The organism is Mesorhizobium wenxiniae, from assembly GCF_002284535.1.
In the GTDB taxonomy this organism is placed as follows: domain Bacteria; phylum Pseudomonadota; class Alphaproteobacteria; order Rhizobiales; family Rhizobiaceae; genus Mesorhizobium; species Mesorhizobium wenxiniae.
On the sequence record NZ_NPKH01000041.1, the window covers coordinates 53,888 to 78,912 of the forward strand.

General features: G+C 62.6%; 23 protein-coding genes. 11 read left to right on the forward strand and 12 right to left on the reverse strand.

The features are described from left to right. The first annotated feature begins 89 nt into the window (after positions 1 to 89). The 3 genes from CIT31_RS32740 to CIT31_RS32750 are packed head-to-tail and all read left to right on the forward strand — an operon-like array spanning position 90 to position 3,740. The gene (locus CIT31_RS32740) at positions 90 to 2,153 is read left to right on the forward strand and encodes a prolyl oligopeptidase family serine peptidase (RefSeq protein WP_095521944.1); all 2,064 of its coding nucleotides are present in this window, start codon (positions 90 to 92) and stop codon (positions 2,151 to 2,153) included. 40 nt (positions 2,154 to 2,193) lie between these two features. Continuing rightward, positions 2,194 to 2,307: a capsid protein gene (locus CIT31_RS32745; RefSeq protein WP_245316547.1), complete on the forward strand. Its 114-nt coding sequence runs from the start codon at positions 2,194 to 2,196 to the stop codon at positions 2,305 to 2,307. Positions 2,308 to 2,360: 53 nt separating this feature from the next. After that, on the forward strand, positions 2,361 to 3,740 hold the full coding sequence (locus CIT31_RS32750) for an aspartate aminotransferase family protein (protein ID WP_095521946.1): 1,380 nt from the start codon (positions 2,361 to 2,363) through the stop codon (positions 3,738 to 3,740). Positions 3,741 to 3,939: 199 nt separating this feature from the next. On the opposite strand, the gene CIT31_RS32755 is transcribed toward CIT31_RS32750, so the two are convergent. Next, positions 3,940 to 4,239, reverse strand: coding sequence for a hypothetical protein (locus CIT31_RS32755; protein ID WP_133116252.1), 300 nt, complete (start codon positions 4,237 to 4,239; stop codon positions 3,940 to 3,942). 506 nt (positions 4,240 to 4,745) lie between these two features. Here CIT31_RS32755 and CIT31_RS32760 point away from each other — a divergent pair. After that, a complete protein-coding gene (locus CIT31_RS32760) occupies positions 4,746 to 5,621 on the forward strand; it encodes an SMP-30/gluconolactonase/LRE family protein (protein ID WP_133116253.1) in 876 nt (291 codons plus the stop codon). Positions 5,622 to 6,055: 434 nt separating this feature from the next. On the opposite strand, the gene mmsB is transcribed toward CIT31_RS32760, so the two are convergent. Both mmsB and CIT31_RS32770 read right to left on the reverse strand, forming a co-directional pair. Continuing rightward, positions 6,056 to 6,940 (reverse strand): 3-hydroxyisobutyrate dehydrogenase, encoded by an 885-nt coding sequence (mmsB, locus tag CIT31_RS32765; protein ID WP_095521949.1) that lies wholly within the window; start codon positions 6,938 to 6,940, stop codon positions 6,056 to 6,058. Positions 6,941 to 6,961: 21 nt separating this feature from the next. Continuing rightward, on the reverse strand, positions 6,962 to 8,128 hold the full coding sequence (locus tag CIT31_RS32770) for an isobutyryl-CoA dehydrogenase (RefSeq protein WP_095521950.1): 1,167 nt from the start codon (positions 8,126 to 8,128) through the stop codon (positions 6,962 to 6,964). Between the two features lie 150 nt (positions 8,129 to 8,278). Between CIT31_RS32770 and CIT31_RS32775 the strand changes: the two genes are divergently transcribed. Further along, positions 8,279 to 8,893 carry a dimethylsulfonioproprionate lyase family protein gene (locus CIT31_RS32775; RefSeq protein WP_095522018.1) on the forward strand — a complete coding sequence of 205 codons (615 nt, stop codon included), beginning with the start codon at positions 8,279 to 8,281 and terminating at the stop codon, positions 8,891 to 8,893. Continuing rightward, a complete protein-coding gene (locus CIT31_RS32780; RefSeq protein ID WP_095521951.1) occupies positions 8,893 to 10,362 on the forward strand; it encodes a cobyric acid synthase in 1,470 nt (489 codons plus the stop codon). The genes CIT31_RS32775 and CIT31_RS32780 overlap by 1 nt, the downstream gene beginning before the upstream one ends. Here the strand turns inward: CIT31_RS32780 and CIT31_RS32785 are convergent. From CIT31_RS32785 to CIT31_RS32800, 4 genes are all read right to left on the reverse strand, one after another. Beyond that, complete coding sequence (locus tag CIT31_RS32785; protein ID WP_095522019.1) at positions 10,359 to 10,781, reverse strand: VOC family protein; 423 nt, start codon at positions 10,779 to 10,781, stop codon at positions 10,359 to 10,361. The two genes, CIT31_RS32780 and CIT31_RS32785, sit on opposite strands and share 4 nt — an antisense overlap. Positions 10,782 to 10,898: 117 nt before the next feature. Continuing rightward, positions 10,899 to 11,732, reverse strand: coding sequence for a helix-turn-helix domain-containing protein (locus tag CIT31_RS32790; RefSeq protein WP_095521952.1), 834 nt, complete (start codon positions 11,730 to 11,732; stop codon positions 10,899 to 10,901). 99 nt (positions 11,733 to 11,831) lie between these two features. Further along, positions 11,832 to 12,002 (reverse strand): hypothetical protein, encoded by a 171-nt coding sequence (locus CIT31_RS32795; RefSeq protein WP_084831397.1) that lies wholly within the window; start codon positions 12,000 to 12,002, stop codon positions 11,832 to 11,834. Between the two features lie 52 nt (positions 12,003 to 12,054). Continuing rightward, the gene (locus CIT31_RS32800; RefSeq protein WP_095521953.1) at positions 12,055 to 12,840 is read right to left on the reverse strand and encodes a TSUP family transporter; all 786 of its coding nucleotides are present in this window, start codon (positions 12,838 to 12,840) and stop codon (positions 12,055 to 12,057) included. A gap of 205 nt (positions 12,841 to 13,045) precedes the next feature. Here CIT31_RS32800 and CIT31_RS32805 point away from each other — a divergent pair, with 205 nt between their 5' ends. Further along, positions 13,046 to 13,477 carry a TerB family tellurite resistance protein gene (locus CIT31_RS32805; RefSeq protein ID WP_095521954.1) on the forward strand — a complete coding sequence of 144 codons (432 nt, stop codon included), beginning with the start codon at positions 13,046 to 13,048 and terminating at the stop codon, positions 13,475 to 13,477. A 22-nt stretch (positions 13,478 to 13,499) separates the two neighbouring features. On the opposite strand, the gene CIT31_RS32810 is transcribed toward CIT31_RS32805, so the two are convergent. The 5 genes from CIT31_RS32810 to CIT31_RS32830 form a co-directional block, all read right to left on the reverse strand. After that, positions 13,500 to 15,143 (reverse strand): ABC transporter ATP-binding protein, encoded by a 1,644-nt coding sequence (locus CIT31_RS32810; RefSeq protein WP_095521955.1) that lies wholly within the window; start codon positions 15,141 to 15,143, stop codon positions 13,500 to 13,502. Then, positions 15,140 to 16,009, reverse strand: coding sequence for an ABC transporter permease (locus tag CIT31_RS32815; protein WP_095521956.1), 870 nt, complete (start codon positions 16,007 to 16,009; stop codon positions 15,140 to 15,142). The genes CIT31_RS32810 and CIT31_RS32815 overlap by 4 nt, the downstream gene beginning before the upstream one ends. After that, on the reverse strand, positions 16,006 to 16,953 hold the full coding sequence (locus CIT31_RS32820; protein WP_095521957.1) for an ABC transporter permease: 948 nt from the start codon (positions 16,951 to 16,953) through the stop codon (positions 16,006 to 16,008). Before CIT31_RS32820 ends, CIT31_RS32815 begins: the two co-directional genes overlap by 4 nt. A gap of 23 nt (positions 16,954 to 16,976) precedes the next feature. Beyond that, positions 16,977 to 18,458 carry an ABC transporter substrate-binding protein gene (locus CIT31_RS32825; RefSeq protein WP_095521958.1) on the reverse strand — a complete coding sequence of 494 codons (1,482 nt, stop codon included), beginning with the start codon at positions 18,456 to 18,458 and terminating at the stop codon, positions 16,977 to 16,979. Positions 18,459 to 18,619: 161 nt separating this feature from the next. Then, on the reverse strand, positions 18,620 to 19,900 hold the full coding sequence (locus tag CIT31_RS32830) for an acetylornithine deacetylase/succinyl-diaminopimelate desuccinylase family protein (RefSeq protein ID WP_095522020.1): 1,281 nt from the start codon (positions 19,898 to 19,900) through the stop codon (positions 18,620 to 18,622). Between the two features lie 228 nt (positions 19,901 to 20,128). On the opposite strand from CIT31_RS32830, the gene CIT31_RS32835 reads away from it, so the two are divergent. The 4 genes from CIT31_RS32835 (at position 20,129) to CIT31_RS32850 (ending at position 24,997) form a co-directional block, all read left to right on the forward strand. Continuing rightward, positions 20,129 to 20,557 (forward strand): L,D-transpeptidase, encoded by a 429-nt coding sequence (locus CIT31_RS32835; protein ID WP_029351843.1) that lies wholly within the window; start codon positions 20,129 to 20,131, stop codon positions 20,555 to 20,557. A 245-nt stretch (positions 20,558 to 20,802) separates the two neighbouring features. After that, positions 20,803 to 21,885 carry a substrate-binding domain-containing protein gene (locus CIT31_RS32840; protein WP_095521959.1) on the forward strand — a complete coding sequence of 361 codons (1,083 nt, stop codon included), beginning with the start codon at positions 20,803 to 20,805 and terminating at the stop codon, positions 21,883 to 21,885. 84 nt (positions 21,886 to 21,969) lie between these two features. Continuing rightward, positions 21,970 to 24,225, forward strand: coding sequence for an ABC transporter permease (locus CIT31_RS32845; protein WP_095521960.1), 2,256 nt, complete (start codon positions 21,970 to 21,972; stop codon positions 24,223 to 24,225). Beyond that, positions 24,218 to 24,997 (forward strand): ATP-binding cassette domain-containing protein, encoded by a 780-nt coding sequence (locus CIT31_RS32850; RefSeq protein WP_095521961.1) that lies wholly within the window; start codon positions 24,218 to 24,220, stop codon positions 24,995 to 24,997. Before CIT31_RS32845 ends, CIT31_RS32850 begins: the two co-directional genes overlap by 8 nt. The last annotated feature ends 28 nt before the right edge of the window (positions 24,998 to 25,025 follow it).

A 25,025-nucleotide genomic window follows, 5' to 3' on the forward strand; every position in this document is an offset into this window, starting at 1 on the left:
GTTTTGCGCGTTCCAAGTTGAATATAGGTCGTCGCAAGACGATGTTTGCAACACCGAGCCTTGATGAGTTTATCGGAGACCATTTGACGATGTCGAACACAAAGACGCAGGCGAATTCGGCGGACGAAGATCCCTTTCTCTGGCTGGAGGACAGGACAGGCAAGCAAGCGCTCGACTGGGTTCACCGTCAGAACGAGGCTACAACAGGTGAATTGCAGGGTAATCCGTCCTACCAGGCCTACTTCCAAACCGCACTCGACCTGATGACGGCCGAAGACAACATTGCGGTCGGCTCTGCGCTCAGCGGCCACGTCTACAATTTCTGGCAGGACAAGACCAACGTGCTTGGCCTCTGGCGGCGCACGCCGGTCGCTTCCTACAAGACCGAGAAGCCGGATTGGGACACGATCATCGACTTCGACCGTCTTTCGGCCAAAGAGGGCGTGAAATGGGTGTTCAGCGGCGCCAGCCGGCTTTACCCCGACTTCAGCCGCTGCCTGCTCAGCCTGTCGCCGGATGGCGGCGACGCCAGTGAGATGCGCGAATTCGACATCGACACCAAGTCCTTTGTCGAGGGCGGCTTTCGTGCTCCAGCCTCGAAGTCGGGCTTCCGCTGGATGGACAAGGACACGGTCATCGTCTCGGCTGCCTTCGAAGAGGACGAAAAAACCCAGTCCGGTTATCCGCGCGTGGTTAAGCTTTGGCAGCGCGGCACCAGGCTGGAGGATGCGACGCCGATCTTCGAGGCGCAGAAGCAGGATCTCGCCGCCGGCGGTTCCCTCGAGTTCGATGGCGACAAGCGGCATCTGTTCCTGACCCGGACGCTCGATTTCTTCGCCTCGCACAGCTTTCTGCGTCTGCCTTCCGGCGAAAACAGGCGTATCCCGCTGCCGGACGACGTCACCGACACGATGCTGTTCAGGGATCAGCTCGTCTTCGGGGTGCGCAGCCCATGGTCGGCGCCGGACGGCACGCGATGCCGACCCGACGGCCTCTATTCGCTGGACTTCGCCCGCTGGATCGAGACCAATGCGCTCGGACCCGTCGATACCGTCCTCGAGCCGGCGGATCGTGTCTCGATCGCCGGCATCGCCCGTACGCAGGACCGGTTGTTCATCAATCTGATGGACAATGTGCGCGGCAGGGTCGTCGCCTGCCAACGCGGCGGCAGCGGCTGGTCGCTGCAGCCCGTGGCGCTGCCGAAAGACGGCAGTGTCGGCATCAGCCACGCCGAGCGTTTCGGCTCCAGCGTCTCCTTCTCGTTCACCGACTTCCTGACGCCGAGCTCGATCATCTGGTCGGACGACAATGCTGCGACGCTGACAACTGTGAAATCGCAGCCGGCGCGTTTCGATGCGTCGTCGCTTGTCTCGGAACAGTTCGAGGCGCGCTCGAAAGACGGCACCATGATCCCTTACTTCGTCGTCAGGCGACGTGATCAGAACGGGCCGGTGCCGACGCTGCTTTACGGCTATGGCGGCTTCGAAGTGCCGCTGTTGCCAGGCTATGCCGGCGTGCGCGGCCGGCTGTGGCTGGAAAAAGGCAATGCCTATGTGCAGGCCAATATTCGCGGCGGCGGCGAGTTCGGCCCGAACTGGCACCAGGCCGCGCTCAAGGCCAATCGCCAGAATGCCTTCGACGATTTTATAGCGGTTGCGCAAGACCTGGTGAAACGCGGCATCGCCACGCCGGCGACGCTCGGCATCCAGGGCGGCTCGAATGGAGGCCTGCTGACCGGCGTTTCGCTGACCCAGCATCCGGAGCTTTTCGGTGCGGTGATCATCGATATGCCGCTGCTCGACATGCTGCGCTATACCGAGCTGCCGCCTGGGGCATCCTGGATGGCCGAGTATGGCGATCCAGCGAAGCCTGAAGAAGCCGAGTGGCTTGCGGCTTATTCGCCTTATCAGCATGTCGAGACCGATGCCGCCTATCCGCCGGTGTTGCTGACTACATCGACGGCCGACGACCGCGTCCATCCCGGCCATGCGCGCAAGATGGCCGGGCGGCTGCAGGCTGCCGGCCACACCAAGACACTATTCTTCGAAGAAACCGAAGGTGGCCATGGCGGGCGCGGTGATCGCCGGCCGCAAGCGGCACAGGCGGCGATGAAGTATGTCTTCCTGCAACGGGCGCTGAACGGAACGGCTTGAACTGATCGCATCAGACCGCCTAAGGTGCTGCATGGCTCGGATGAAGACATTTCGCGCATTTGGGATGGCGGTGACGCCGTCGCCGCGCACGCTTCGCGCCGAGCTTTTGCGGCTTTGCGCCCGCATCGGCTATTCGCCGCCCACTTTCCCCTAGCGAATCCGCCCCGGCAACAAATTGCCGGATTGGTTCAAGAGGAAAGATCCGACATGACGTATCAGAATTATTCGCTGAAGCAGCTTCAGCAGATCGATGCTGCGCATCACCTTCATCCGTTCACCGATCACAAGGAGATGCGCGAGGCCGGCTCACGCATCATCACCCACGCCAACGGGCCGTTCATCTACGATTCCGAAGGGACGGAAATCCTCGACGGCATGGCCGGGCTGTGGTGCGTTAATGTCGGTTACGGCCGCGATGAACTGGCCGACGCAGCTTACGCCCAGATGAAGGAACTTCCCTACTACAATTCCTTCTTCAAATGCTCGACCCCGACGCCGGTGCTGCTGGCCAAAAAGCTGGCGGAACTGGCGCCGAAGCACGTCAATCAGGTCATCTACGGCTCGTCCGGCTCGGAGGCCAATGATACGGCACTGCGGCTGGTCCGCCACTATTGGGCGCTGGAAGGCAAGCCGGAGAAGAACTGCATCATCTCGCGCAAGACGGCCTATCACGGCTCGACCATCGCCGGCACCTCGCTGGGCGGCATGGAGCCGATGCACAAACAGCTCAATGGCGCGGTTCCAAACATCGTCCATGTGATGATGCCTTATGCTTATGAGCTGGCTCTGCCCGGCGAAAGCGACCATGATTTCGGCCTGCGCGCGGCCAAGGCCGTCGAGGATGCCATCCTCGAAGCCGGCGCCGACAAGGTCGCCGCCTTTATCGGCGAGCCGGTGATGGGGGCAGGTGGCGTGAAGATACCGCCGATGAGCTATTGGCCGGAAGTGCAGCGCATCTGCCGCAAATACGATCTCCTCCTGATGCTGGACGAAGTCATCACCGGCTATGGTCGAACGGGCGAGTGGTTCGCAGCTCAGACCTTCGACATCGAGCCAGATACCATCACCACCGCCAAGGCGCTGACCTCCGGCTATCAGCCGCTGTCGGCGCTCCTGGTCGGTGACCGCATCGCCGCGACGCTGGTCGAGAAGGGCGGCGAATTCAATCACGGCTACACTTATGCGGGGCACCCTGTGGCCTGCGCCGTGGCACTGAAGAACCTCGAGATCATGGAGCGTGAAGGTCTGGTCGATCGGGTCAAGAACGACACCGGACCATATTTCGCCAAGGCGCTGCAGGAGCACATTGGCGGTCACGATCTGGTCGGCGAAGTGCGCTCGATCGGGCTGATGGGGGGAATCGAAATCGTTAGGGACAAGGCGACCAAGGAGCGCTTCCTGCCGGCCGGAAGCGCGGCCGTGCTTGTCCGCGACCACGCAATTGCCCAGGGCATGATGCTGCGCGCCACCGGCGATACGATGATCCTGTCTCCGCCGCTGATCTGGACGCGTGAGACGATCGACATGGCCTGTGACCGCATCGCCAAGGCGCTTGATCTGGCGCAAGCGGATTTGCGCGAGCGGTAAGATAGAACGATTGCCGGGCGTCCTGCAGTCGAACGCCCGGTGTTTGAATTCTGCATTCTGCCGAAGATCTCGCCAGGGCGAGGATCGGTCGTGAGCGCGGCAGGTCTCCTACACCTTGGAGGAGCCGCTCACCAAGGGCTGCCACGGGGCGATCGCTTCGTCCGTCGCCGCGATTTACCTTGTCCGTCAGGACCTGTGTTTACCTGCCATCGGCCGTAGCGTTGGTGCTGCTACGCTGGGCGTTAGCGCCGTCGCTCTGTTGCTCGGCCCACCCACCCGGACCGGTCGGAAAGCTCGGCTCTCCTTCCGCCTCTAGGCTCTCGTGGAACTCAGTGGCAGGTCTTCCTGGGTATTGGCGGCCGCTCGACAGGTGCCCTTGATGGCCGGGATGGAGGCTTGCGTCATCGTTGCGGGCATGATCCGGCGGTTCGGCATAGGCTGCCGTGGCAAACAGCGATCCGGCGCCGATGAAGAGCGCAAATGCGAGAACGTGCTTCATTGTGCTGTCCTCCGGTATTGAAATCAAGATGCAGATAGAGCCCATCCAGGCTGTGTGAAGGGCAGCGTGGAATGAAATTGATTAAGGGCCAGCACCTGCACATCCCCGGCCGTACGGTATGGCTTGCCCGATTTCGGCAATATCGACGATCCGAGCCTCGAGCCGATGATGCCTTCGGCGAACCGCATCGGCCGTCCGCGCAAGGCGACAGGCTGCGTTTCGATTAGGCGTCGCTTTCGAACACCAGCCTCTCGCGCGCCGCCCGAGTACAGCGTCACCGGATGTGCGGAGTGCTTTTCATCCGCAGTACGGCTCCAAGAACAGTTGACGTTGGAACTGCCATTCATCTGGGGAATTGTAAGGTTGGCGAGACTAAGCAGAAATTGCTTTGCAAACGAACCTGTCAGAGCAATCGAAGCGTCAACCGTAAGCTTTTCAAGATCGCCTGTGCAATTTTCGGTTGCGCCTTACATAATAGGTCAAAAAAACAACATAGGGAGGCTATCATGATCAGGATTCAGTTAGTTCTATTTTCTATTCTCCTACTAGGAGTAGCAGGGTCACCCGCGACAGCGGAGGAGGTCTGGTCGCTTGACGGCTTAAAGGCCCCCGAGAGCGTACTTTTCGACACCAAGCGGAACGTCTTCTACGTTTCCAACATTGTTGGCGAGCCCGCCGGCAAGGATGGGGTCGGATACCTTTCGAAAGTTTCGCCTGACGGAAAGTTGCAGACAGCCGAATGGGTGACCGGGTTTAATGCGCCCAAGGGATTGGTGATGCAAGGCGATACGCTTTTCGTCACCGACATCGATCGGCTTATGGCCGTCAACGTCGAGAGCGGTCAGATCACCGGAACGTGGCCCGCAGAAGGCGCTCAGTTCCTCAATGACCCCGCCGTCGACGAGGCGGGTCGCGTCTTTGCTTCCGACATGCTGGCGAACAGGATTTATGTTCTGGACAATGATGCTCTCACCGTCTGGCTGGAGAGCGAGGATCTCCTGCATCCGAACGGTCTGCGCGTCGAAGACGGTCGCCTCCTCGTCGCCGGCTGGGGTCGCGATATCCAGCCGGATTTTTCGTCCAAGACACCCGGCCATCTGATCGCGATCGACCTGAACACGAAGGCTATCTCTGACATCGGGTCCGGCGAGCCTGTTGGAAATCTAGATGGTCTAGAACCGGACGGAGCAGGAAATTGGCTTGTTACGGATTGGGTCGCAGGGGCGCTCTTTCGCATTCATCCGGATGGAAAAGTCGAGCAGCTGATGGACCTCAATCAAGGCAGCGCCGATCTGGAATTCCTGGAAGAAAAGAAGCTGGCAATCATCCCGATGATGATGGACGGCAAACTGGTCGCAACTCGATTGGGTGGAGCAACTTGAGAAGAGGCTCGCATAGTCCTCTCCCCAATTGGCCGTACAGGGTCATGACTTGCACTATCGAAGGGCCGGATCAGCGGCCCTTTCCACATCTGTGCCAGCTCTTGCGCGGTGCCGTTCCGAAACGCAAAAACCGCGCTCCATCGGGAACGCGGCTTTGCCAGATACGCATGGCGCTTCGCCAACAGAACACTTGCGAAACTTACGGGCTCCGGTACGCGAGACCTGATCCGGAGCGCCGGGCGGATGCGATATGCCGCCTCGCACTCCGTTCTACAGGGACATCGTTACCGGGTGGTTATCGATAGTTTAAGTAAATCTAAATTTCCGAAGTTTCTCTTTGCCCGGGAACGGAAAAGCCCGTCGAGTTCGAGGCTTAAGCGCGTCGCGTCTGAAGGGACGGTCAAGCCCGAGCGCAAGCTCTTGGGCGACATGCGTTACGCCGGGTTACCGCGCAGGAAATTTATGATGCCGGAAAAATCGGCACCGGCATGTCCCTGGGCGTTGAACAGCGCATAAAGCTGGGCGGCCTCGGCGCCCAGCGGCGTCACCGCACCGGCGCTTTGCGCGGCTTCCTGCGACAGTTTCAGGTCCTTCAGCATCAGTGCTGCGGCAAATCCCGGCCTGTAGCCATTGTTGGCCGGCGATGTCGGCACCGGACCGGGCACCGGGCAATAGGTGGTCAGCGACCAGCACTGGCCCGACGAGTTCGAGGCGACGTCGAACAGCGCCTGATGCGACAGGCCGAGCTTTTCCGCCAGAACGAAGGCTTCGGCGACGCCGATCATCGAAATGCCGAGGATCATGTTGTTGCAGATCTTTGCCGCCTGTCCGGCGCCGTCATCGCCGCAATGGACGATGCGGCCGGCCATCGGCTTCAGGATGGGTTCGGCCTTGGCGAATGCGTTCTTCGAGCCACCGGCCATGAAGGTCAGCGTGCCGGCTGCGGCGCCGCCGGTGCCGCCGGAAACCGGCGCGTCGATCGACAGCAGCTTATGTTTGGCGGCAATGGCGTGGGCTTTTCGTGCCGATTCGACGTCGATGGTCGAGGAATCGATGAACAGCGCGCCTTTTTTCGCCTTGGGCGCGATGTCCTCATAGACCGACAGGACATGCCTGCCGGCCGGCAGCATGGTGATGACCACATCGGCCTCTTTCACTGCGGCAACGGCATTGGCCATGACGACGACGCCATGCTCCTTGGCGATGACGAGATTCTCCGGCATCAGGTCGAAGCCGTGCACGGCATATCCAGCCTTGACGAGATTGGCGGCCATCGGGTTGCCCATATTGCCGAGGCCGATGAAGGCGATGGTGGTCATCGTTTTCTCCCGGTTTTGCCGTCAGCGGCCGATCAGGGCGCGTGCGATGATGACGCGCATGATCTCGTTGGTGCCTTCGAGAATCTGGTGAACGCGCAAATCGCGGACCAGCTTCTCGATGCCGTAGTCGTGCAAATAGCCGTAGCCGCCATGCAGTTGCAGCGCGTCGTTGGCGACATTGAAGCTGATGTCGGTGACGAAGCGCTTGGCCATCGCCGACCATTTCGAGGCATCGGGAGCTTTGCGGTCGAGCTTCGAGGCGGCGGCGTAGAGGAAGATCCGTGCCGCCTGCAGCTCGGTCTCCATGTCGGCGAGCTTGAACTGCAGCGCCTGGAACTGGTTGATCTTGGAGCCGAAGGCCTTACGCTCCGCGGTGTAGGCCAGTGCCTTGTCGAGCGCCGATTGCGCGCCGCCCAGCGAACAGGCGGCGATGTTGAGCCGGCCGCCGTCGAGTCCGGCCATGGCGATGCCGAAGCCGGCGCCTTCGACTGAGAGCAGGTTTTGCGCCGGCACCTTGCAGTCCTCGAAAATGACCTGGCGCGTCGACTGCATGTGCCAGCCCATCTTGTGCTCGTTGGCGCCAAAAGACAGGCCGGACGCATCCTTCGGCACGACGAAGGTGGAAATGCCCTTCGGCCCGTCGGCGCCGGTGCGCGCCATGACGATATAGAGGTCGCTGTCGCCGGCGCCTGAGATGAACTGCTTGACCCCGTTCAGCACATAGTCGCCGCCGCTTTTCACCGCGCGCGTCTTCAGCGCCGCAGCATCCGATCCCGAGTCTGGCTCGGTCAGGCAATAGCTGGCCAGCCATTCCATCGAAGTCAGCTTCGGCAGGAAGCGTTGGCGCTGCTCGTCACTGCCGAAGCGGTCGATCATCGAGGCCACCATGTTGTGGATCGAGATGAAGGAGGAAAAAACCGGATCGGCGCGCGAAAGCGCCTCGAAGATCAGCACGGCGTCGAGCCGACCGAGCGCCGAGCCGCCGACATCGTCGCTGATATAGATGCCGCCGAGGCCGAGCGGGCCTGTCTCGCGGATCACGTCTGCCGGAAAATGCTTGTTGCGGTCCCAGTCGAGCGCGTTCGGCGCGACGCGGTCGGCGGCGAAGGCCTCGGCCATCTCTTGGATGGCGCGCTGGTCCTGGTTGAGTTCGAACTGGCTGGTGCCCTCATCGACAGCGGCCTCCATGGCGTGCTCCCTGATGTTGTCGGCCGGCTGGCCTGTCGTTTTTGGCTTTGCGCGCGGTTCAATCTAGACCAATGATGCCGCCGCGCAAGCTGACCGTCTGCATCCAACCATCTGGGAGCGCCGTGCGCGAATGCGTGTGTGGAGCAAGGCGTGACGACAGATTTCGATGAACTGCTCGAGTGTTTCCATGCCTATCTCGAAAGGTTCGATGATACGCTGGTGCGCGATGCCGTGGCCCGGATCGGCTGGGTCATGCCGGCGCGTCGGCTCAAGCCGCATCCGCTCGCCTGCCTGCGCCAGCTCGACCGTATCGCCGAGCTCGCTCCGGCAAACGCCAAGCCGCTGGCGCGGCTGCTCGCGGAGCGTCGCGGCGAACTGCGCTGGGGGCAGACCTACAGCGAGGCGGATTTCGGCAAGACTTTCATCGACAATTACGGCTGGCTGGAGGTATTCGGGACGCGCGGCCATTTCGTCAACGACGAGGTCGCGGCCGGTCTGCTGATCCTTGGACCTGATGTCGTCTATCCCGACCATCATCATGTCGCCGAGGAGATCTACATTCCGTTGACCGGCGGCACCGAATGGCGCATGGGCGAAGGCGGTTTTCGCACGCGCGAGGCGGGTGAGGTGATCCACCACGCCTCTGATGTCAGCCACGCCATGCGCACCGGCAAGGAGCCGCTACTGGCGCTCTACATCTGGCGTGGCGGGCCGCTGGCGGCAAAATCCACGATCACCGGAACGACGGTACAGGGCAAGGACTGATGGCCAAGGCGATCATGCTGCAAGGCACGGGCTCCGATGTCGGCAAAACAGTGCTGGTCGCGGGCCTCTGCCGCGCGGCCAGGAAACGCGGGCTGCAGGTGCGGCCGTTCAAACCGCAGAACATGTCGAACAACGCCGCCGTTGCCGATATTCCGGGCGACAAACTCGGCGGTGAGATCGGCCGCGCCCAATGGCTGCAGGCGATCGCCTGTGGCGTTGCGCCCTCCATCCACATGAACCCGGTGCTGCTCAAGCCGCAGACCGATATCGGTGCGCAGGTAGTGGTGCAGGGCAAGGTGTTCGGGGAGGCGAGGGCACGCGACTACCAGGCGCTGAAGGGCCGGCTGATGGATGCCGTGCTGGACTCCTGGGCAAAGGTCGGCGACGGCGCCGATCTGGTCATCGTCGAGGGCGCCGGCTCGCCGGCCGAGGTCAATCTCAGGAGCCGAGACATTGCCAATATGGGCTTTGCGACGCGCGCCAATGTGCCGGTGATTCTGGTCGGCGACATCGATCGCGGCGGCGTCATTGCCTCGGTCGCGGGCACGCATCTGATCCTGCCGGAAGAGGACCGGCGCATGATCGTCGGCTATCTCATCAACAAGTTCCGCGGCGATGTCTCGCTGTTCGATGACGGCATCAAGGCGATCGAGACATTCACCGGCTGGCGCTGCTTCGGGGTCGTGCCGTGGCTGAAGGCGGCGGCGCGGTTGCCATCTGAAGATTCCGTGGTACTCGAACGCCTGGCGTCCGGAGAGAAACGCGCGCTGAAGGTCACCGTGCCGATGCTTTCGCGCATCGCCAATTTCGACGACCTCGACCCGCTCAAGGCCGAACCGCAGGTCGAGGTGGTATTCGTGCCGCCTGGTCAGCACCTCCCAGAAGATGCCGGGCTGGTGATCATTCCCGGCTCGAAGTCGACGATCGGCGATCTCCTAAGATTCCGCGAGAACGGCTGGGACCGCGACCTTGCCGCCCACCGCAAGCGCGGCGGCCACGTCGTCGGCATTTGCGGCGGGTTCCAGATGCTCGGCCACGTCGTGCGCGATCCCGACGGCATCGAGGGCAGCGTGACCGAGACCACAGGGCTTGGCCTGCTCGATGTTGAAACGGTGATGGAGCCGGAAAAGACCGTCCGCAATGTCAGCGCGCGCTCGGTGCAGTTCGACCTGCCGCTCGAGGGCTATGAAATCCATCTCGGCCGCACCACCGGTCCGGATACGCTGCGGCCGTCCGCCGTCATCAACGGCGTCGATGACGGCGCCATCTCCGCCGACGGCAAGGTATCGGGCACCTATCTGCACGGGCTGTTTTCCGCCGACGCTTTTCGGGCGAAATTCCTGGAAAACCTTGGCGTGGAAGGCGGCGGCGTCGACTATCGCGCCGAGGTCGAACGGGCGCTGGACGAGGTCGCAGCCGAGTTGGAAACTCACCTCGACTGCGACGCCATCTTTGGCCTGGCACGTTAGCTGGCGGGTTCGGTGGCCTTGGGCCAATAGGTGCCAAACGACCAGACATTGCCTTCCGGATCGCGGCAGATGAATTCGCGGCTGCCGTAATCGCGGTCCGTCAGTTCTTCCAGTATTTCGGCGCCGGCCTTTTTGGCTCTGGCATAAGCAGCATCGGCATCGTCGACGGCAACATAGATCGATCTGCCGCCACCCGGGCCCGGTGCACCGATCATCTGGCCAAACTTGTCGTCGCGTGCAGTGCCCAGCATGACCATCGAGGAGCCAAAAGTCAGTTCGGCGTGATGGACAATGTCGCCTTCGCCGTAGCGGGCATGAACGGCAAAGCCGAAGGCTTCGCCCAGCCAGTCGATCATGTTGACTGCATTGCGGTAGCGCAACGTGGGATAGAGCCTGGGCGGTTCGACATTTATTGTCATGGCGATCTCCTTCAATTGGATTGTCGATAACCCAGTCTGGGCGAAGGCTGTTCGCACGTCTTGAAGAAATGTTACCACGCGCGCGCCCGTCGGACGTCGCAAGAGGCGTTCCAGAACCTATGCCTGGGCGGCAAGCGTCGTCGGCGTTTCGCCGGCAAGGTCGCGGAATTCGCGAACAAGATGCGCCTGGTCGGCATAGCCGCAATCGGCGGCGATATCAGCCCAATCGGATTTGTCCTGCCTTGACAGCCCGAGCGCCCGATTGAAGCGGACGATGCGCGACAGCGTCTTAGGGCCGACGCCGATCGCGTTGGAGAATTTTCCTGCGAGATGCTTGCGGCTCCAGCCCAGCCTGTCGGCGAGCGATGAGACGCGAATGCGGCCGCCCGAGACGATGATCCGGTCATAGGCCCAGGCGATTTCGGCCTGCGTTTCCCGGGCTTTGTCCAGCCGTGCTGCGACGAACGTCTCGACGATGGCAAATCGTGCGCTCCAACCGTGCGCATTGCCAAGTCTTTCCCGCAGCGCGATGCCCTCAAGTCCGAGCACATCGTCGAGGCCGACCATGCGGTCGGTGAGTTCGCTCATCGCAAGGCCGAAGAAGCGGCGGGCGCCGAGCGGGGTGAAATTGACCTGGACGCAGCAGGCGCCACCGAAGGATTCGATCACCACCGGACCGGCAAAAAGGCCGGCGGCGAAACTGGCGAAGCGGTCGTTGTCGCCCGGATCCTTGCCGAGTCCGATGGCGAAGGGTTCGGCAAAGCTGATGACCAGCGGCACGGTCAGCGATGCATATTCGACGTTGCGGAAACGGCCCGGTGCCGTTTCGCGATAGCCGCAGATGTCGGTGACCGCGCCCCGGAGGCAAGGGCCGGACGTACGCCACACCATCTCGAACCGGTCGAGACCGGGATTTTCATGTCGGCTGCCGTCTTCGCTCTCGGCGGGCATGAGCTTTCCTTCCGCCCAAGGAGTCTAACAGACCAGCCCTCAAAATCAAAAGCGCCCGGCTTGTGGCCGGGCGCTTCGAGTTGCCTGAGATTTGAATACTTAAGCGCCGCGAACCAAGCAGCCGCCAGCAAGCACAATATAAGCGATGAGCACGATCCACACCGCGGCCAAGGGAATGAACGCAAAAACGCCGAGAGCGGCGAGAAGGCCGATAATGGCGATAACAAGGGATATGATGAAAACAAGCTGCGTAGGCGCACTGAGATTCATGTGTGGCTCCTCCGACATGATTCGTACAACCGCATAGTATCAGGCGCGCCGTTCACACACCAATCAGCGTGCGCAGCGGCTTCGCCGGATCGGCCAGCAGCTTGATGGCCAGCGCCAGACAGACCATCACCAGCAGCGGCTTGATCAGTTTTGCGCCATTGCGGATGGCGAGGCTGGCGCCGACGCGGGCGCCGAGGAACTGGGCGACACCCATCATCAAGCCGATCTTCCAGTAGACGACCCCGGCAGCAGCGAAGACGATGAAGCCGCCGATGTTGGAGGCGAAGTTGAGCAGCTTGGTGTGCGCCGTCGCCTTGAGCACGCCGTAGCCGGCTAGGGTGACGAAGGCCAGCATGTAGAAGGAACCGGCCCCCGGCCCAAACAGGCCGTCATAGAAGCCGACAATCGGCACCAGGATCAGCCCGAACAGGAACGGCGACAGGCGCCGGGCGCGGTCGACGTCACCCATGTTTGGCTTCAGGGCGAAGTAAAGGGCGATGCCGATCAGCAGGACCGGCAGAAGCGCGCGCAACAGGTCGCCCGGCACGAATGTCGCCAGCAAGGCGCCGAGAGCACTGCCGGCAAGCGCCAACAGGGCCGAAGGCAATTGCCGGCGCAAATCGACATGGCCCTTCGCGGCGTAGTGGATGGTCGCCGAGCCTGAGCCGAACATGCCCTGCAGCTTGTTGGTTCCCAGCGCCTCGACCGGCGAGAAGCCGGCGAGCAGCAGTGCTGGAATGGTGATCAAGCCGCCGCCGCCGGCAATCGAATCGAGGAAGCCGGCAGCGAAGGCGGCGGCGCCGAGAATGACGACGGTCTGGGTGAAAAAATCGAACATCGGATGGTTGCGGGAGGGGTTCCGGCCAGCGGGAAAATATGGCGCGTTCGAACCACAGGCGACCCGTTTGCGCAAGACCGATTCCGCGCTACCTATGCCAAGCGCGCGGCGACGCGCTTGGCTCTTTTGTTTATGCATGTCGTTATCTCAAAATCGCTGCGCACTTTTGAGCGACATGCATTTGACGAATCGGAAAGGGACGCTGATGGCATTCGCATTGCTTGACCAGATACGCTCGATCTTCGATGGCGACCCCGGCGTGCGCAAGGTTGCGGACGATCCTGTGCTGTCGGCGGAACTGCTGATGCTGTTTCGCATGATCCTGGCCGACGGCACGGTGAGCGAGAGCGAAATGGCCGCCTTTAGGCGCATCTGCCGGGAAGCCTTCGGCATTCCGGAAGCCAGCATCGACAGCGTCATCGAATATCTCAACGAGATCGGCTACGAGACCAACAGCTCGCAAGCCATCGCGCAGTTCCGTGACCTCGACGTCGAGAGGCGCAGCCTGCTTGCCCGCCATATGGCCGAGATCGCCAAGGCCGATTCGCAACTTGCCGGGACCGAGATGCAGCTTTTGCGCCGCACGCTCGACTTGCTCGACATCAGCCCAGCCGATGTGGTGAAGGCCGAAGAGTAAGCCGTTCTGAACGGTCGGCGGCTCACCCCTGTTCCAGTAACCGCCGAGCAATCGCGCGGTGCAGGTCTGGGGCCGCAGCGACCAGCGCCTTGGCGGCTTCGGACTGCGGATGGTCGAGAACCTCGCTCGTCCTGCCGCGCTCGACGATCCTGCCGTCATACATGACCATCACCTGATCGGTGATGGCGCGAGCGACGGTCAGATCATGAGTGATGAATAGATAGGCAACGCCGAGCTTCTGGTTGAGCTCGGCGAGCAGATCGAGAATCTGGGCACGGATCGAGACGTCGAGCGCCGAGACCGGCTCGTCGGCGACGACCAGTTTGGGGCGGGTGATGATGGCGCGGGCGATCGACAGGCGCTGGCGCTGGCCGCCTGAAAATTCGTGCGGATATTTGTCCATGTCGCGTGGGCTGAGACCGACCTCGTGCAGGACCTTTGCCACCATCTCGCGCCGCTCCGTATTCGTCGGCTTCTTCTCCAGGACATGCAGCGGCTCGGCGACCAGTTTTTCGACTTTCTGGCGCGGGTCGAAAGAGCCATAAGGGTCCTGGAACACCACCTGCATGTCGCGGCGCGCCGGCTTGAGCTCCGCCTCGCTCTTGCCGGTGATGACCTCGCCGCGAAACCGGATCGTTCCCGATGTCGGCCCGTCCAGCGCCAGGATCATGCGGGCAAGCGTGGACTTACCGCAGCCGGAACGCCCGACCAGCGCCACCGACTGGCCGGGATCAATCGAGAACGAGACATCGTCGACGGCGCGGATCGGAGCCGCCCGCTTCAGCAGCGACGGGCGACGTCCCGGATAGTCCCGCGTCACGCTGTCTACCTGAAGAAGAGGTTTGGCACCCTGGAGCAGGGGAGTGTCTTGGCCGACCTCATGTGTCCTGGCGCGCGCCGGCACATGCATCGAGGCCTGCGCCAGTTGTCGGGTGTAGGGATGGAGCTGTTCGGACAAGGTGCGCGCCGTGTCGCCGGCCTCCATCACTTCGCCGTGGCGCAGGATGGTGATGCGATCCGCCATCTCCGTCACCACCGCGAGGTCGTGCGAGATCAGGAGCAGGCCCATGCGATTTTCCGCGACCAGGTCGCGCAGCAGGTCGAGGATCTGCGCCTGCAGCACGACGTCGAGCGCCGTCGTCGGCTCATCGGCGATCAGCAGCTTGGGTTTCAGCGCGCAGGCAATGGCGATGACGACGCGCTGGCGCTGGCCGCCGGAAAGCTCGTGCGGATAGCGCGATAGCGGGAATTTGGTTGAGGGCAGGCCGACCCGGTCGAGCATCTTTCGCGCGCGGTCCTCGGCGTCAGCGCGGCTGGCCTTCGTATGCCAGCGGATGCCTTCGGCGACTTGCTCGCCAATGGTCTTGACCGGGTTCAGCGCCGTCATCGGCTCCTGGAACACCATGCCGATGTCGTCGCCCCGCAGCGCGCACATCTGGTCTTCGCTGGCCGCCAGGATGTCGATGCCGTCCAAGACGACGCGCCCGGTGGCGCGCGCCGACCAGGGGAGAAGCCGCATCACCGTCAGCGCCGTGATCGATTTGCCCGAGCCGGATTCGCCGACCAGCCCCATCACCTCGCCGGGCGCGACGAAGAGCTCGACATCCCTGAGGATCGGCGTGTCGCCGATGCTCAGCGAAAGGTTCTCGATTTCGAGCAGGCTCATCGCTGACGCCGTGACCGGGGATCGAGGATGTCGGCAATACCGTCGCCGAGCAGGTTCAGGCCAAGCACGGTGACGACGATCGCCATGCCTGGAAAGATCGCCATCCAGGGCGCCGCCACCATGCGGGTCTGCGCATCGAACAGCATCCGGCCCCAACTCGGCATCGGGGGCTGTGTGCCGAGCCCGACATAGGAAAGCCCGGCTTCGGCCAGGATGCCGAGCGCGAACTGGATGGTGCCTTGCACCAGAAGCAAGGTGACGATGTTGGGCAACACATGTTCCAGTGTGATCAGTGTTTTGCCTTTGCCGGCGGCGCGCGCGGCGAGGATGAAGTCGCGCGGCCAGATAGCCAGCGCGCCGGCCCGGGCGACGCGGGCGAAGACCGGAATGTTGAAAATGCCGATGGCGATGATGGCGTTGAGCGCGCCCGGCCCGAAGATCGCGGTGATCATGATCGCCGACAGCAGGGCAGGGAAGGCGAAGACGAGATCGTTCAGCCGCATCACCGCTTCGTCGGCGATGCCGCCGCGCGCCGCAGCGAAGGCACCGAGCGGCACGCCGATGCCCATGCCGATGCCGACCGCCACCAGCGCCACGGCGATCGAATTGCGGGCGCCGACCATGATCATCGACAGGATGTCGCGGCCGAAATGGTCGGTGCCGAACCAGTGCGCCGGCGAGGGTGCCTGGGTCTTGTCGGCGATGATCAGCTTGGTGACGTCAAAAGGCGTCCAGAAGAACGAGACGATGGCGACCGCTGCCACCAGCGCGGTGATGACGAAGCCAGCGAGGAACGAGCGGTTGGTGAAGGCCTTGACGAGGATGTCGGCAAAATTTTCCTCTGGAATGTCGAAGCGCAGCGTCATTGGCGGCTTCTCAGGCGCGGATCGACGACCGCATAGGAGAGATCGACAAGCAGGTTGACCGCGATGACGGCGGCCACCAGCAGCATGACGACGCTTTCGACGACGATCAGGTCGCGCTGGGTGATCGCCTGGAACACCAGCCGGCCAAGGCCGGGCAGGTAAAAGACGTTCTCGATGATGATGGTGCCGGCGAGCAGGAAGGCGAACTGCAGGCCGAGAATGGTGAGCACCGGGATCATGGCGTTGCGCAGCGCGTGCCGCCACAGCACCGCGCGATAAGGCAGGCCCTTGGCGCGGGCGGTGCGGATATAGTCCTCGTTCAGCACTTCGATCAGCGCCGAGCGGGTGACGCGGGCGAGGATCGCCGCTTGCGGCAGAGCGAGCGCGATCGCCGGCAGGACCAGCGATTTCAGCGCCGGCCAGACGCCGGCGCTCCAACCCGGAAAACCGCCGGCCGGCACCAGCCGCAGCCAGACGGCAAAGAGGTAGATCAGCATCAGCGCAAACCAGAAGTTCGGCACGGCGACGCCAAGCTGTGCGGCGCCCGTCGCAATCGTATCGCCGGCCCGTCCGTGCCTGCCGGCGGAAAACAGCCCGACCGGAATGGCAATGATGGTGGACAGCGCCAGCGCGATCAGCGCCAGCGGCAGCGAGACGACGACGCGCTCGCGGACCAGGTCGATGACCGGCACCGAATAGGTGTAGGAACGGCCGAAATCGAGGCTCAGCAAGCCGCCGGCCCAGTGCAGATAGCGCAGAGCGAGGGGCGCGTTGAGGCCCATCTGGTTGCGCAACAGCTCGACCTGGTCGGCGTTGGCGTTCATGCCAAGCATCAGCCGCGCCGGGTCACCGGGAATGATCTCCAGCACGGCGAAGACCACCATCGAGGCCAGAACCAGCGTGATGACGGCGATGGCAAGACGATTGAGAAGATAGGTGGTCATGGGAGGAGGACCGCTGCGCTGCCTCACTCCGTCCACTTCACCTTGGTCAGGTCGTTGGCCTGGATCGGGGCGTTTTCCCAAAAACCCTCGAGCTTGGCGTCCCAGACGCCGGCTTTCGGCAGTTCGTATAGGAAGCCGACCACGGCATCGTCGGCCAGTATCTTCTGCGCCTCGCCGAGCAGCGTCATGCGCTTGGCCTCATCGGAGGTGAGGTTCAGATCGGCGATGATCTTGTCGAAGGTCGGGTTGTCGTAGTTGAAGTAGTAATCCTTGCGCGAATAGATATCGATGTCGTTGGGCTCGGTGTGGGAGACGATGGTCAGGTCGTAATCCTTCTTGGTGAAGACCTGGTCCAGCCACTGCGCCCATTCCACGGGCACGATCTGCAGATCGATGCCGACATCGCGAAGCTGCGACGCGATGATCTCGCCGCCAAGCCGCGCATAGGGGGGCGGCGGCAGTTTCAGCGTCGCCTTGAAGCCGTTCTCCAGACCGGCTTCCTTCAGCAGTTCCCTGGCCCTCTCGACATTGTGCGGATAGAGGCCGGTGAGGTCGACATAGGCCTTGTTGGCGGGCGACATGTGCGAGCCGATCGGCACGCCAAGGCCGGCCGAGGCGCCGTCGATGATCGCCTTGCGGTCGAGCGCAAACGAAATCGCCTGCCTGACCTGCAGTCTGTCGAAAGGCGGTTTCTTGTTGTTGATCGAGAGAATGGTTTCACCCTCGGTCGCGCCGATCACCACCTTGAAGCGCGGGTCGTCCTTGACCTGCGCGACACTGTCGGGATCGGGGAAGAAGGGAAAGGCCTGGACGTCGCCGGAAAGCAGCGCCGGTATCGCGGCGGCGGCATCGGGAACGATGCGGAACTCCGCCTTGTCGAGGGACACCGGGGCGCCCCAGTAAGTGTCGGACTTGATCAGCGTGATCGACGAGCCCTTGGCCCAGCTCTGGAACCTGAACGGGCCGGTGCCGACAGGCTTTTCCTTGTTGGTGTCGGCTGTCTCCGGCGCGACGATGACCGCGTCGCCCCAGCCCATATTGTAGAGGAACGAACTTTGCGGGTTCTTCAGCGTGATCTTGACCGTCCCCGGATCGGCGACCTCGACCGTATCGATGGCGGCGAACAGGCCCTTTTGTGCGTTGACGGAGTTGTCGGCACGGGCGCGGTCGAGCGAGAATTTCACGTCGTCGGCGTTGAAGTCGGTGCCGTCGTGAAACTTGACGCCGGTATGCAGCTTGAAGGTGTAGACCTTGCCGTCGTCGGAAACGGTCCAGCTTTCGGCGAGATCCGGCAGCACCTCGCCGTTCGGACCGATGCGGGTCAGCCCCTCGAACACATTGGCGTAAAGCACTTCGTCGATCGCCGCCGCAGCACCCGCAGTCGGGTCGAGATGCGGAGGTTCGAGCGTGATGCCGATGACCAGATCGGTCCGCACGGCGAACGCCGAGGTCCCAGTGGCCACCACCAGGCCCGCAGCGGTGAGAATGGTTTTCCACAATTTCATCGTGCAGCTCCCGATATGCTCAAAAAATGCTCAAACCCCGGTGGATAGAAGCGTGATTTCGCCAAGGAGTAAATTGCGTTTCGTGCTTTCCGGCAGCGCCGGCGGGAATGTTTTCCGTTAGCCGCCGGCTCAAGCGATCGAAGCTTTCCGTCGCAGCCGGGTTACCGTGCGCCGGCGCCCCTGAGCAATATGTTCAGCCCGATCGCCATCACCTTGGCAGATTCGACTATGTCGGAGATCCCTACCCATTCGTCGGGCCTGTGGGCGAGGTCGAGAATGCCCGGGCCATAGGCGATGCAGTCGTAGATGTGGCCGATGCGGGCAATGTGCTTCTGGTCGTAGGTGCCGGGTGAAATCACGTAGTCGGGCTCGCGGTCGAATATCTCCATGATGCCTTGCGCCACCGCCTTGACCACTGGCGCATCGCGCTCGGTCATCAGCGGCAGCACCTCCATGAGATCGCGGATCTCGTAGTCGAATTTCTTGCGCTCGCGCTTCAGCCGGTCGAGGATATCAGTCACCTCGCTCTTGACCGTGCCGAGGTCCTCCTCCAGCAGGAAGCGGCGGTCTATGGTCAGCCGGCAGGAATCGGGCACGTTGGGCGAGGGCAGGCCGGGCCGGAAATCCTCGGCCTGGCCGCCGTGGATCGAGTTGATGTTCATGGTCGAGCGCTTTGCCCCATCGGGCACGACCGGCATGCGCGTCATCTTGCGGTCGAGTGCCGGGAACAGCTCGTCCTCAAAAGCCCTAAGCACGGCGCCCATATGGCGCACCGCGTTGTCGCCGAGGAACGGCATCGAGCCGTGGGCGATCTCGCCCTTGGTCTCGATCTCCGCCCACCACACGCCGCGATGGCCAAGGCAGATGCGGTCCTTGTTCAACGGCTCGGGGATGATGACGTGGTCGACCTTCGGCTTGGAGAAATAGCCGAGTTTTGCCAGATGGGCGACGCCGCCAAAGCCGCCGGACTCCTCGTCGACCGTGCCCGATATTTCGATGGCGCCCGGAAAATCGGGGAAGACCTCCATGAAGGCCTCGGCGGCGATGATCGAGGAGGCCAAGCCGCCCTTCATGTCGCAGGCGCCGCGGCCATAGACCTTGCCATCCCTGACAACGCCGGCGAAGGGATCGAGGCTCCAGCCGTCGCCGGCTTCGACCACGTCGATATGCGAGTTGAAATGTACGCAGGCGCCGGGCGAGCGGCCATCGAAGCGGGCGACGACATTGACGCGCGGGTAGCGGTCGGTGTCGCCGGGCGTGTCTTCGGCGCGGATGAATTCGACTTCGAAACCGCGTTTCTTCAGCCGCGCTCCGACGTATTCGGCGCATGGCCGATAGGCTTCGCCTGGCGGATTGATTGTCGGAAAGCGGATCAGATCCGCGGTCAGCGCGACCAGGTCGTCGACCCGATCATCGACCGCTTTCAGGAGCCGTTCGTTCATTTCGTTCATTCGGCGAATTGAGCAGCCATCGGTGCGCTTTGGCAAGCCTGTTAGCGGACCGCGCCGCTGCTGCGTGTTGGTGCGGCAACTATCGCGGGAATTCGTTCAAATTCGCTGCTTTGGATTGGCGAATTCGTCAAGGAGTATGTGGTTACCTCACTTGCCATTTAAAAAATCAAGAATAGCGTGAAGGCAGGCAGGCAAGTGCAATCAAAGGGGTTTGATCGCATGAAAAAGACCGTTCTCATGGCAGCGTTACTGGTAACGATGCTGTTCGGTTCTTCGGTCGAGGGCTGGGCAGCCAAGCTGGTTGCAAGGATCGACGTGTCATCGCAGACGATGACTGTAAGATACGGTCAGGCGGTTTACCGATGGCGCGTATCGACGGCGCGCAAGGGGTATATCACGCCGCGCGGCAGCTACCGGCCGCAACGAACGGCACGGATGTGGTATTCGCGCAAATACGACATGTCGCCCATGCCTCATTCGGTGTTCTACCGCGGCGGCTATGCCATCCACGGCACCGGCGCGGTGAAGTCTCTCGGGCGCCCCGCGTCGCATGGCTGCGTGCGGCTGCACCCCGCCAATGCCGCCGCCTTCTATTCGATGGTGCGGCAAGCCGGCTTCCGCAACACGCGGATCGTCGTGACCAACTAGGTGTAGCTGGCTGCAAGCGGCGGAAGCGGTAATGCCCAGGGTTCGCGGCTCCTACAAGAAGTCAGAACGTGCGCTTGTGAAGCGACGCCGGCTTTCCGCTCTGAACCAATTCGTCGGCGAAAGTGGGAGCACTATTTACGTGGGCAGGCTTTGGGCAGAATATACGGGGTGGGAGGAAGCATTCGGAATCCCTGAATAAATGCGCCTGAACGGCTTCCGACCGTTGGTTGCAAGGGAGGATAATCATGAAACGTATTTTCTCGCTCGCGGCGTGTGCCGCGGCGTTATCGCTCGGCGTATCGAACGCCTACGCACAATCGGGCGGCGTCGATAAGGCGGTCGGCGGCTACAGCTTCGAAGAAGCCGCAAAGGAGGCCCCCGGTACCAAGGACTTCCATTCGGCCGATGGTCACCTCACTTTCGCTATCGTGACACACACTGCCGGCAATGGTTTCTTCGATCCGGTCTACGTCGGCGCGACCGTCGCCGGCAACCTGATCGGCGCCAAGGTCCTGCTGCTCGGCTCGGAATCGCCGACCGACGACCCTGCCCGCGAGATCGAAATCCTGAACCAGATCGTGCAGGATCCGACGATCGACGGGCTGATCATGACAACGCCCCAGGTCGGCGCCTATAACGACATCGTCAAGGCCGCCGAGGCTAAGGGCATACCGGTCGCTACGACCAATTCCTTTGACGGCACGCTCCTCAACCGCAGCGGCATTGGCCACACCGGCCAGGACGCCTCCGCTGCCGCAATCGCCGGCGAGGCGCTCGTCAAGTGCCTCGCGGACAAGGGTATCGAAAAGGGTTCGATCGTCCTGCCGTCGTCGACCGCAATGGGCAACATCGAGGTGAACAATCGCGTCACTTCGGCTTTCAACGCCATCGTCAAGGGCTTGAAGGATGCCGGCAAGCTTGATGCCTTCAAGGTCGACGCGGGTCCGGAGAACACCGGTATCGACACCAATCCGAATGATCCGGTGAACGGCATCGTGACGCTGTTCGAATCGCGAGGTGACGTCGTTGGCGCGTTCGCCGGCAATAACGTGTTCACGCCGGCGCTTGCCAAGGCCGTCGCTCAGACCGGACTGACCGGCAAGATCTGCGCCTACGGTTTCGACCTCGGCCCGGCCCAGCAGGATGCGATGAAGAGCGGCGATCTGACCGGCGCGCTCGGGCAGCAGCCCTTCTTGCAGGGCTTCTGGCCGGTCATGCAGCTCTATCTGGAGATCGATCGCGGTATCGCGGCATCCAACCTCGACACACGTGCCCAACTGGTGACGAAGGAGACCGTCGAGGATGTCGGCAAGCGCTTCGAGAACTGAGTCCGCTCGGAAGGTCTGAAATCATTGCGGGAGGGCGCAAGCTCTCCCGCAATGCGGCAGCAGGGAAATCGACCAGAAGAGACCATGGCGCTTACCGCGACCACATCACTCGGCCGTGCGCCGTCCCAGATTGTCGGCGGCTGGGAGGTGGGGCTCGTTGCCTTGCTTTTGCTGCTCTATCTCGGCGGCGCTCTCGTCAATCCCGCGTTCTTCGGGTCGACAGGAGCGTTTCACTCGCTGCTCCGCGACACCTCGCGGGTTGCCATCATCGCGGTCGGAGTGACCTTCGTCATCGTCAACAAGGACCTCGATCTTTCGGTCGGTTCAACTTACGGCCTAGTCGCCGTCGTCTTCGCCAGGCTGTTCGCGCCGAGCTTCCTTGACCTCGGCGTCGTCACGTCGGTGATCCTCTGCATGCTTCTCGGTGTGTTGATCGGTCTCGTCAATGGCGTGCTCGTTACCATCCTGAAAGTGCCTGCATTCATCGCCACCCTGACGATACTTTTCATCGGCCGCGGCTTCGTGCTGGCGCTCACTCACGGGCAGGCGATCTACTATCCTGCCAAGGCGACCGGCTATCCGCTTTTTTTTCACCTCGGCGAGACTAACCTCCTCGGTTTCAACAACCAGGTCGTGATCTTCGTTGTTGTCGCAGTGATCGGCGCCTATGTGCTCGCCAAGACGCGCTGGGGCTACGAGACCTTCGCCACCGGCGGCAACGAGCAGGCGGCGTCCTATGCCGGCATCCCGACCAACTGGGTGCGCATTCGAGCTTACCTGATCTCCTCGCTCTGCGCGGCGCTTGCCGGCCTGATGTCAGCTGCCCAGGACAAGGGCGTGACGCCCCTCTACGGCGTCAGTGGTGAGCTGACCGTCATTGCCGCCGTGATCATCGGCGGCGCCTCGATCCTCGGCGGCCGCGGCCGGGTCGCCGGATCCTGCCTTGGCGCCCTGCTGGTGGTGCTGCTCGACAAGGTGTTGCGCGAGGGCTGGCCGATCACGCGCACCATCAAGATCGGCGACGAGGAGATCACGGTCAATGCCGTTTTCTCGCTGCCGGTCGGCGCGGTGCCGGTGTTCCTCGGACTGCTGCTCGTCGTGGCGGTGCTCATCGAGCCCTATCTCATCCGCCGCCAGGTGGCAGGGCGCCTCTGGGCCTGGCTCCGCGGCCGGCCACCGCCACCGGCCTACGAGATCGGTGGCATCGCGATCGAGGGAGTGCAGACCAAGGGGGCAATGGCGACCGACACGGCGCTGTCGGCCACCGGGTTCGGCAAGTTCCTCGCCCGGCGCGACGCGCTCGCCATCATCTTGACCGTGCTCCTGTGGCTGACCGGCCTCGCGCTCCGGCCGGACTACTGGTGGAACCTGTCCAACAGCTTCGCGATCCTGCTCAACTATACCGAGCTTGCGCTGATCACCATCGGGCTCACCTACGTCATCGCCGCCGGCGATATCGATCTCTCCGTCGGGGCGGTGCTCGCCCTCGCCGGCAGCACCGCCGCCTATTTTCTCAAGGTTCTCGGCGCCGACCCCGTGACCGCGGTGGCGATGGGCCTGCTCGCGGGCATGTGTGCCGGCCTCGTCAACGCGATCGTCACCGTCGGCTTCAAGCTGCCGGCCTTCATCGCCACGCTCGGCATGTTCTACATCGCCCGCGGCCTCGCCGCCTGGTTCGTCGCCGGGCAGCAGCTCACCGGCTGGCCCGAGGGCTACAACCTGCTTGGCCGCAAGGTGAACGACATCCTGCTGCACTACCGCATCTCGCTGCCGGACGGGCTGCTGCGCTCGATCGCCGAGGTGGTGAGCGTCCAGACCATCTGGATGCTGTTCGTCGCCGTCATTGCCGGCGTCGTGCTCGCCTATATGCCGTTCGGGCAGAAGGTCTATGCGACCGGCGGCAACATTCGCGCCGCCGCCTATGCCGGGATCAACACCAACCGGGTGCGGTTCCTCGCGCTAATGCTGGCGGCGCTCTGCGCGACAATGGCCGGGATCATCAACGTCGCCTACTTCCGCAGCTTCAACCCGGTGGCCGGCCAGTTCCGCGAGCTCGACGCCATCGCTTCGGTGATCATCGGCGGCGGTTCGATCTTCGGCGGCTACGGCACCGTGATCGGGGCGCTCGCCGGGGCGGCGGTGATCACCCTGATCCGGGCGCTGCTGCAGCTCAACGTCCAGGGCTTCACCATGCCGCAGCACTGGATTAACGTCTTCATCGGCGGCATCCTGATCGTGGCGGTGCTGATCGACATCTGGGTGCGCCAGGCCAATCTCTTCGGCCGCCTGCGGGCGCGCCTCGCACGGCGCACAAGAACGGCGGAGACCACCCATGCGTGACCCGACCACGCCTGCACCGATCGTAGAAATGCGGGGCATCGAAAAAGCCTTCGGTGCAGTGCAGGCGCTCCGCAACGTCGACCTCGTGCTCTATCCCGGCGAGATCCTGGGCCTCGTCGGCGACAACTCGGCCGGCAAATCGACGCTGATGAAGATCCTGACCGGCGCCTACCAGCGCGACGCCGGCGAGGTTTTCGTCGCCGGGCAGCCGGTGCACTTCAAGAGCCCGCACGAAAGCCGCGATGCGGGCATCGAGATGATCTACCAGGATTTCGCTCTTTGCGGGAATATGGATGTCGGTCAGAACATCTTTCTTGGCCGTTGGCCGCGCAAGGGCCTTTTTGTCAATCGGCGGAAAATGTACGCGGAAGCCGACAGCGTGCTCAAGCGGCTCAAGGTCGACGTGAACTCCGTCTATCAAAAGGTCGAGAGCCTGTCAGGCGGACGCCAGCAATCTGTGGCGATTGCCCGCGCTATCTCCTTCCAGCCGCGCGTGGTGATCCTCGACGAGCCGACCGCCAATCTCTCGGTGATGGCGACCGAGCGGCTGCTCGAGACTATGCTGGAACTGAAAAAGCAGGGCGTTGCCCAGATCATCATCTCCCACCGCCTCGTTGACATATTCGCTGTGGGCGATCGCGTGATGGTGCTGAAGCGCGGCGAGAACGTCGGCGATCGCTACGTCAGGAACACCGGCGAGCATGAGGTCCTGGAGATCATCGTCTCCGGCACGCGAGAGCACGCACTTACGGCCGATGAGGCGAGGCTTTGACCGATCAGGTTCACTTTTCTCCAGGCGT

Excerpts from the sequence above, each read along its gene's own strand:
- CIT31_RS32740 (WP_095521944.1), top strand. The coding sequence starts at position 90 with ATGTCGAACACAAAGACGCAGGCGAATTCGGCGGACGAAGATCCCTTT.
- CIT31_RS32745 (WP_245316547.1), top strand. The coding sequence starts at position 2,194 with ATGAAGACATTTCGCGCATTTGGGATGGCGGTGACGCCGTCGCCGCGC.
- CIT31_RS32750 (WP_095521946.1), top strand. The coding sequence starts at position 2,361 with ATGACGTATCAGAATTATTCGCTGAAGCAGCTTCAGCAGATCGATGCT.
- CIT31_RS32755 (WP_133116252.1), bottom strand. The coding sequence starts at position 4,239 with ATGAAGCACGTTCTCGCATTTGCGCTCTTCATCGGCGCCGGATCGCTG.
- CIT31_RS32760 (WP_133116253.1), top strand. The coding sequence starts at position 4,746 with ATGATCAGGATTCAGTTAGTTCTATTTTCTATTCTCCTACTAGGAGTA.
- mmsB (WP_095521949.1), bottom strand. The coding sequence starts at position 6,940 with ATGACCACCATCGCCTTCATCGGCCTCGGCAATATGGGCAACCCGATG.
- CIT31_RS32770 (WP_095521950.1), bottom strand. The coding sequence starts at position 8,128 with ATGGAGGCCGCTGTCGATGAGGGCACCAGCCAGTTCGAACTCAACCAG.
- CIT31_RS32780 (WP_095521951.1), top strand. The coding sequence starts at position 8,893 with ATGGCCAAGGCGATCATGCTGCAAGGCACGGGCTCCGATGTCGGCAAA.
- CIT31_RS32785 (WP_095522019.1), bottom strand. The coding sequence starts at position 10,781 with ATGACAATAAATGTCGAACCGCCCAGGCTCTATCCCACGTTGCGCTAC.
- CIT31_RS32790 (WP_095521952.1), bottom strand. The coding sequence starts at position 11,732 with ATGCCCGCCGAGAGCGAAGACGGCAGCCGACATGAAAATCCCGGTCTC.
- CIT31_RS32795 (WP_084831397.1), bottom strand. The coding sequence starts at position 12,002 with ATGAATCTCAGTGCGCCTACGCAGCTTGTTTTCATCATATCCCTTGTT.
- CIT31_RS32800 (WP_095521953.1), bottom strand. The coding sequence starts at position 12,840 with ATGTTCGATTTTTTCACCCAGACCGTCGTCATTCTCGGCGCCGCCGCC.
- CIT31_RS32805 (WP_095521954.1), top strand. The coding sequence starts at position 13,046 with ATGGCATTCGCATTGCTTGACCAGATACGCTCGATCTTCGATGGCGAC.
- CIT31_RS32810 (WP_095521955.1), bottom strand. The coding sequence starts at position 15,143 with ATGAGCCTGCTCGAAATCGAGAACCTTTCGCTGAGCATCGGCGACACG.
- CIT31_RS32815 (WP_095521956.1), bottom strand. The coding sequence starts at position 16,009 with ATGACGCTGCGCTTCGACATTCCAGAGGAAAATTTTGCCGACATCCTC.
- CIT31_RS32820 (WP_095521957.1), bottom strand. The coding sequence starts at position 16,953 with ATGACCACCTATCTTCTCAATCGTCTTGCCATCGCCGTCATCACGCTG.
- CIT31_RS32825 (WP_095521958.1), bottom strand. The coding sequence starts at position 18,458 with ATGAAATTGTGGAAAACCATTCTCACCGCTGCGGGCCTGGTGGTGGCC.
- CIT31_RS32830 (WP_095522020.1), bottom strand. The coding sequence starts at position 19,900 with ATGAACGAACGGCTCCTGAAAGCGGTCGATGATCGGGTCGACGACCTG.
- CIT31_RS32835 (WP_029351843.1), top strand. The coding sequence starts at position 20,129 with ATGAAAAAGACCGTTCTCATGGCAGCGTTACTGGTAACGATGCTGTTC.
- CIT31_RS32840 (WP_095521959.1), top strand. The coding sequence starts at position 20,803 with ATGAAACGTATTTTCTCGCTCGCGGCGTGTGCCGCGGCGTTATCGCTC.
- CIT31_RS32845 (WP_095521960.1), top strand. The coding sequence starts at position 21,970 with ATGGCGCTTACCGCGACCACATCACTCGGCCGTGCGCCGTCCCAGATT.
- CIT31_RS32850 (WP_095521961.1), top strand. The coding sequence starts at position 24,218 with ATGCGTGACCCGACCACGCCTGCACCGATCGTAGAAATGCGGGGCATC.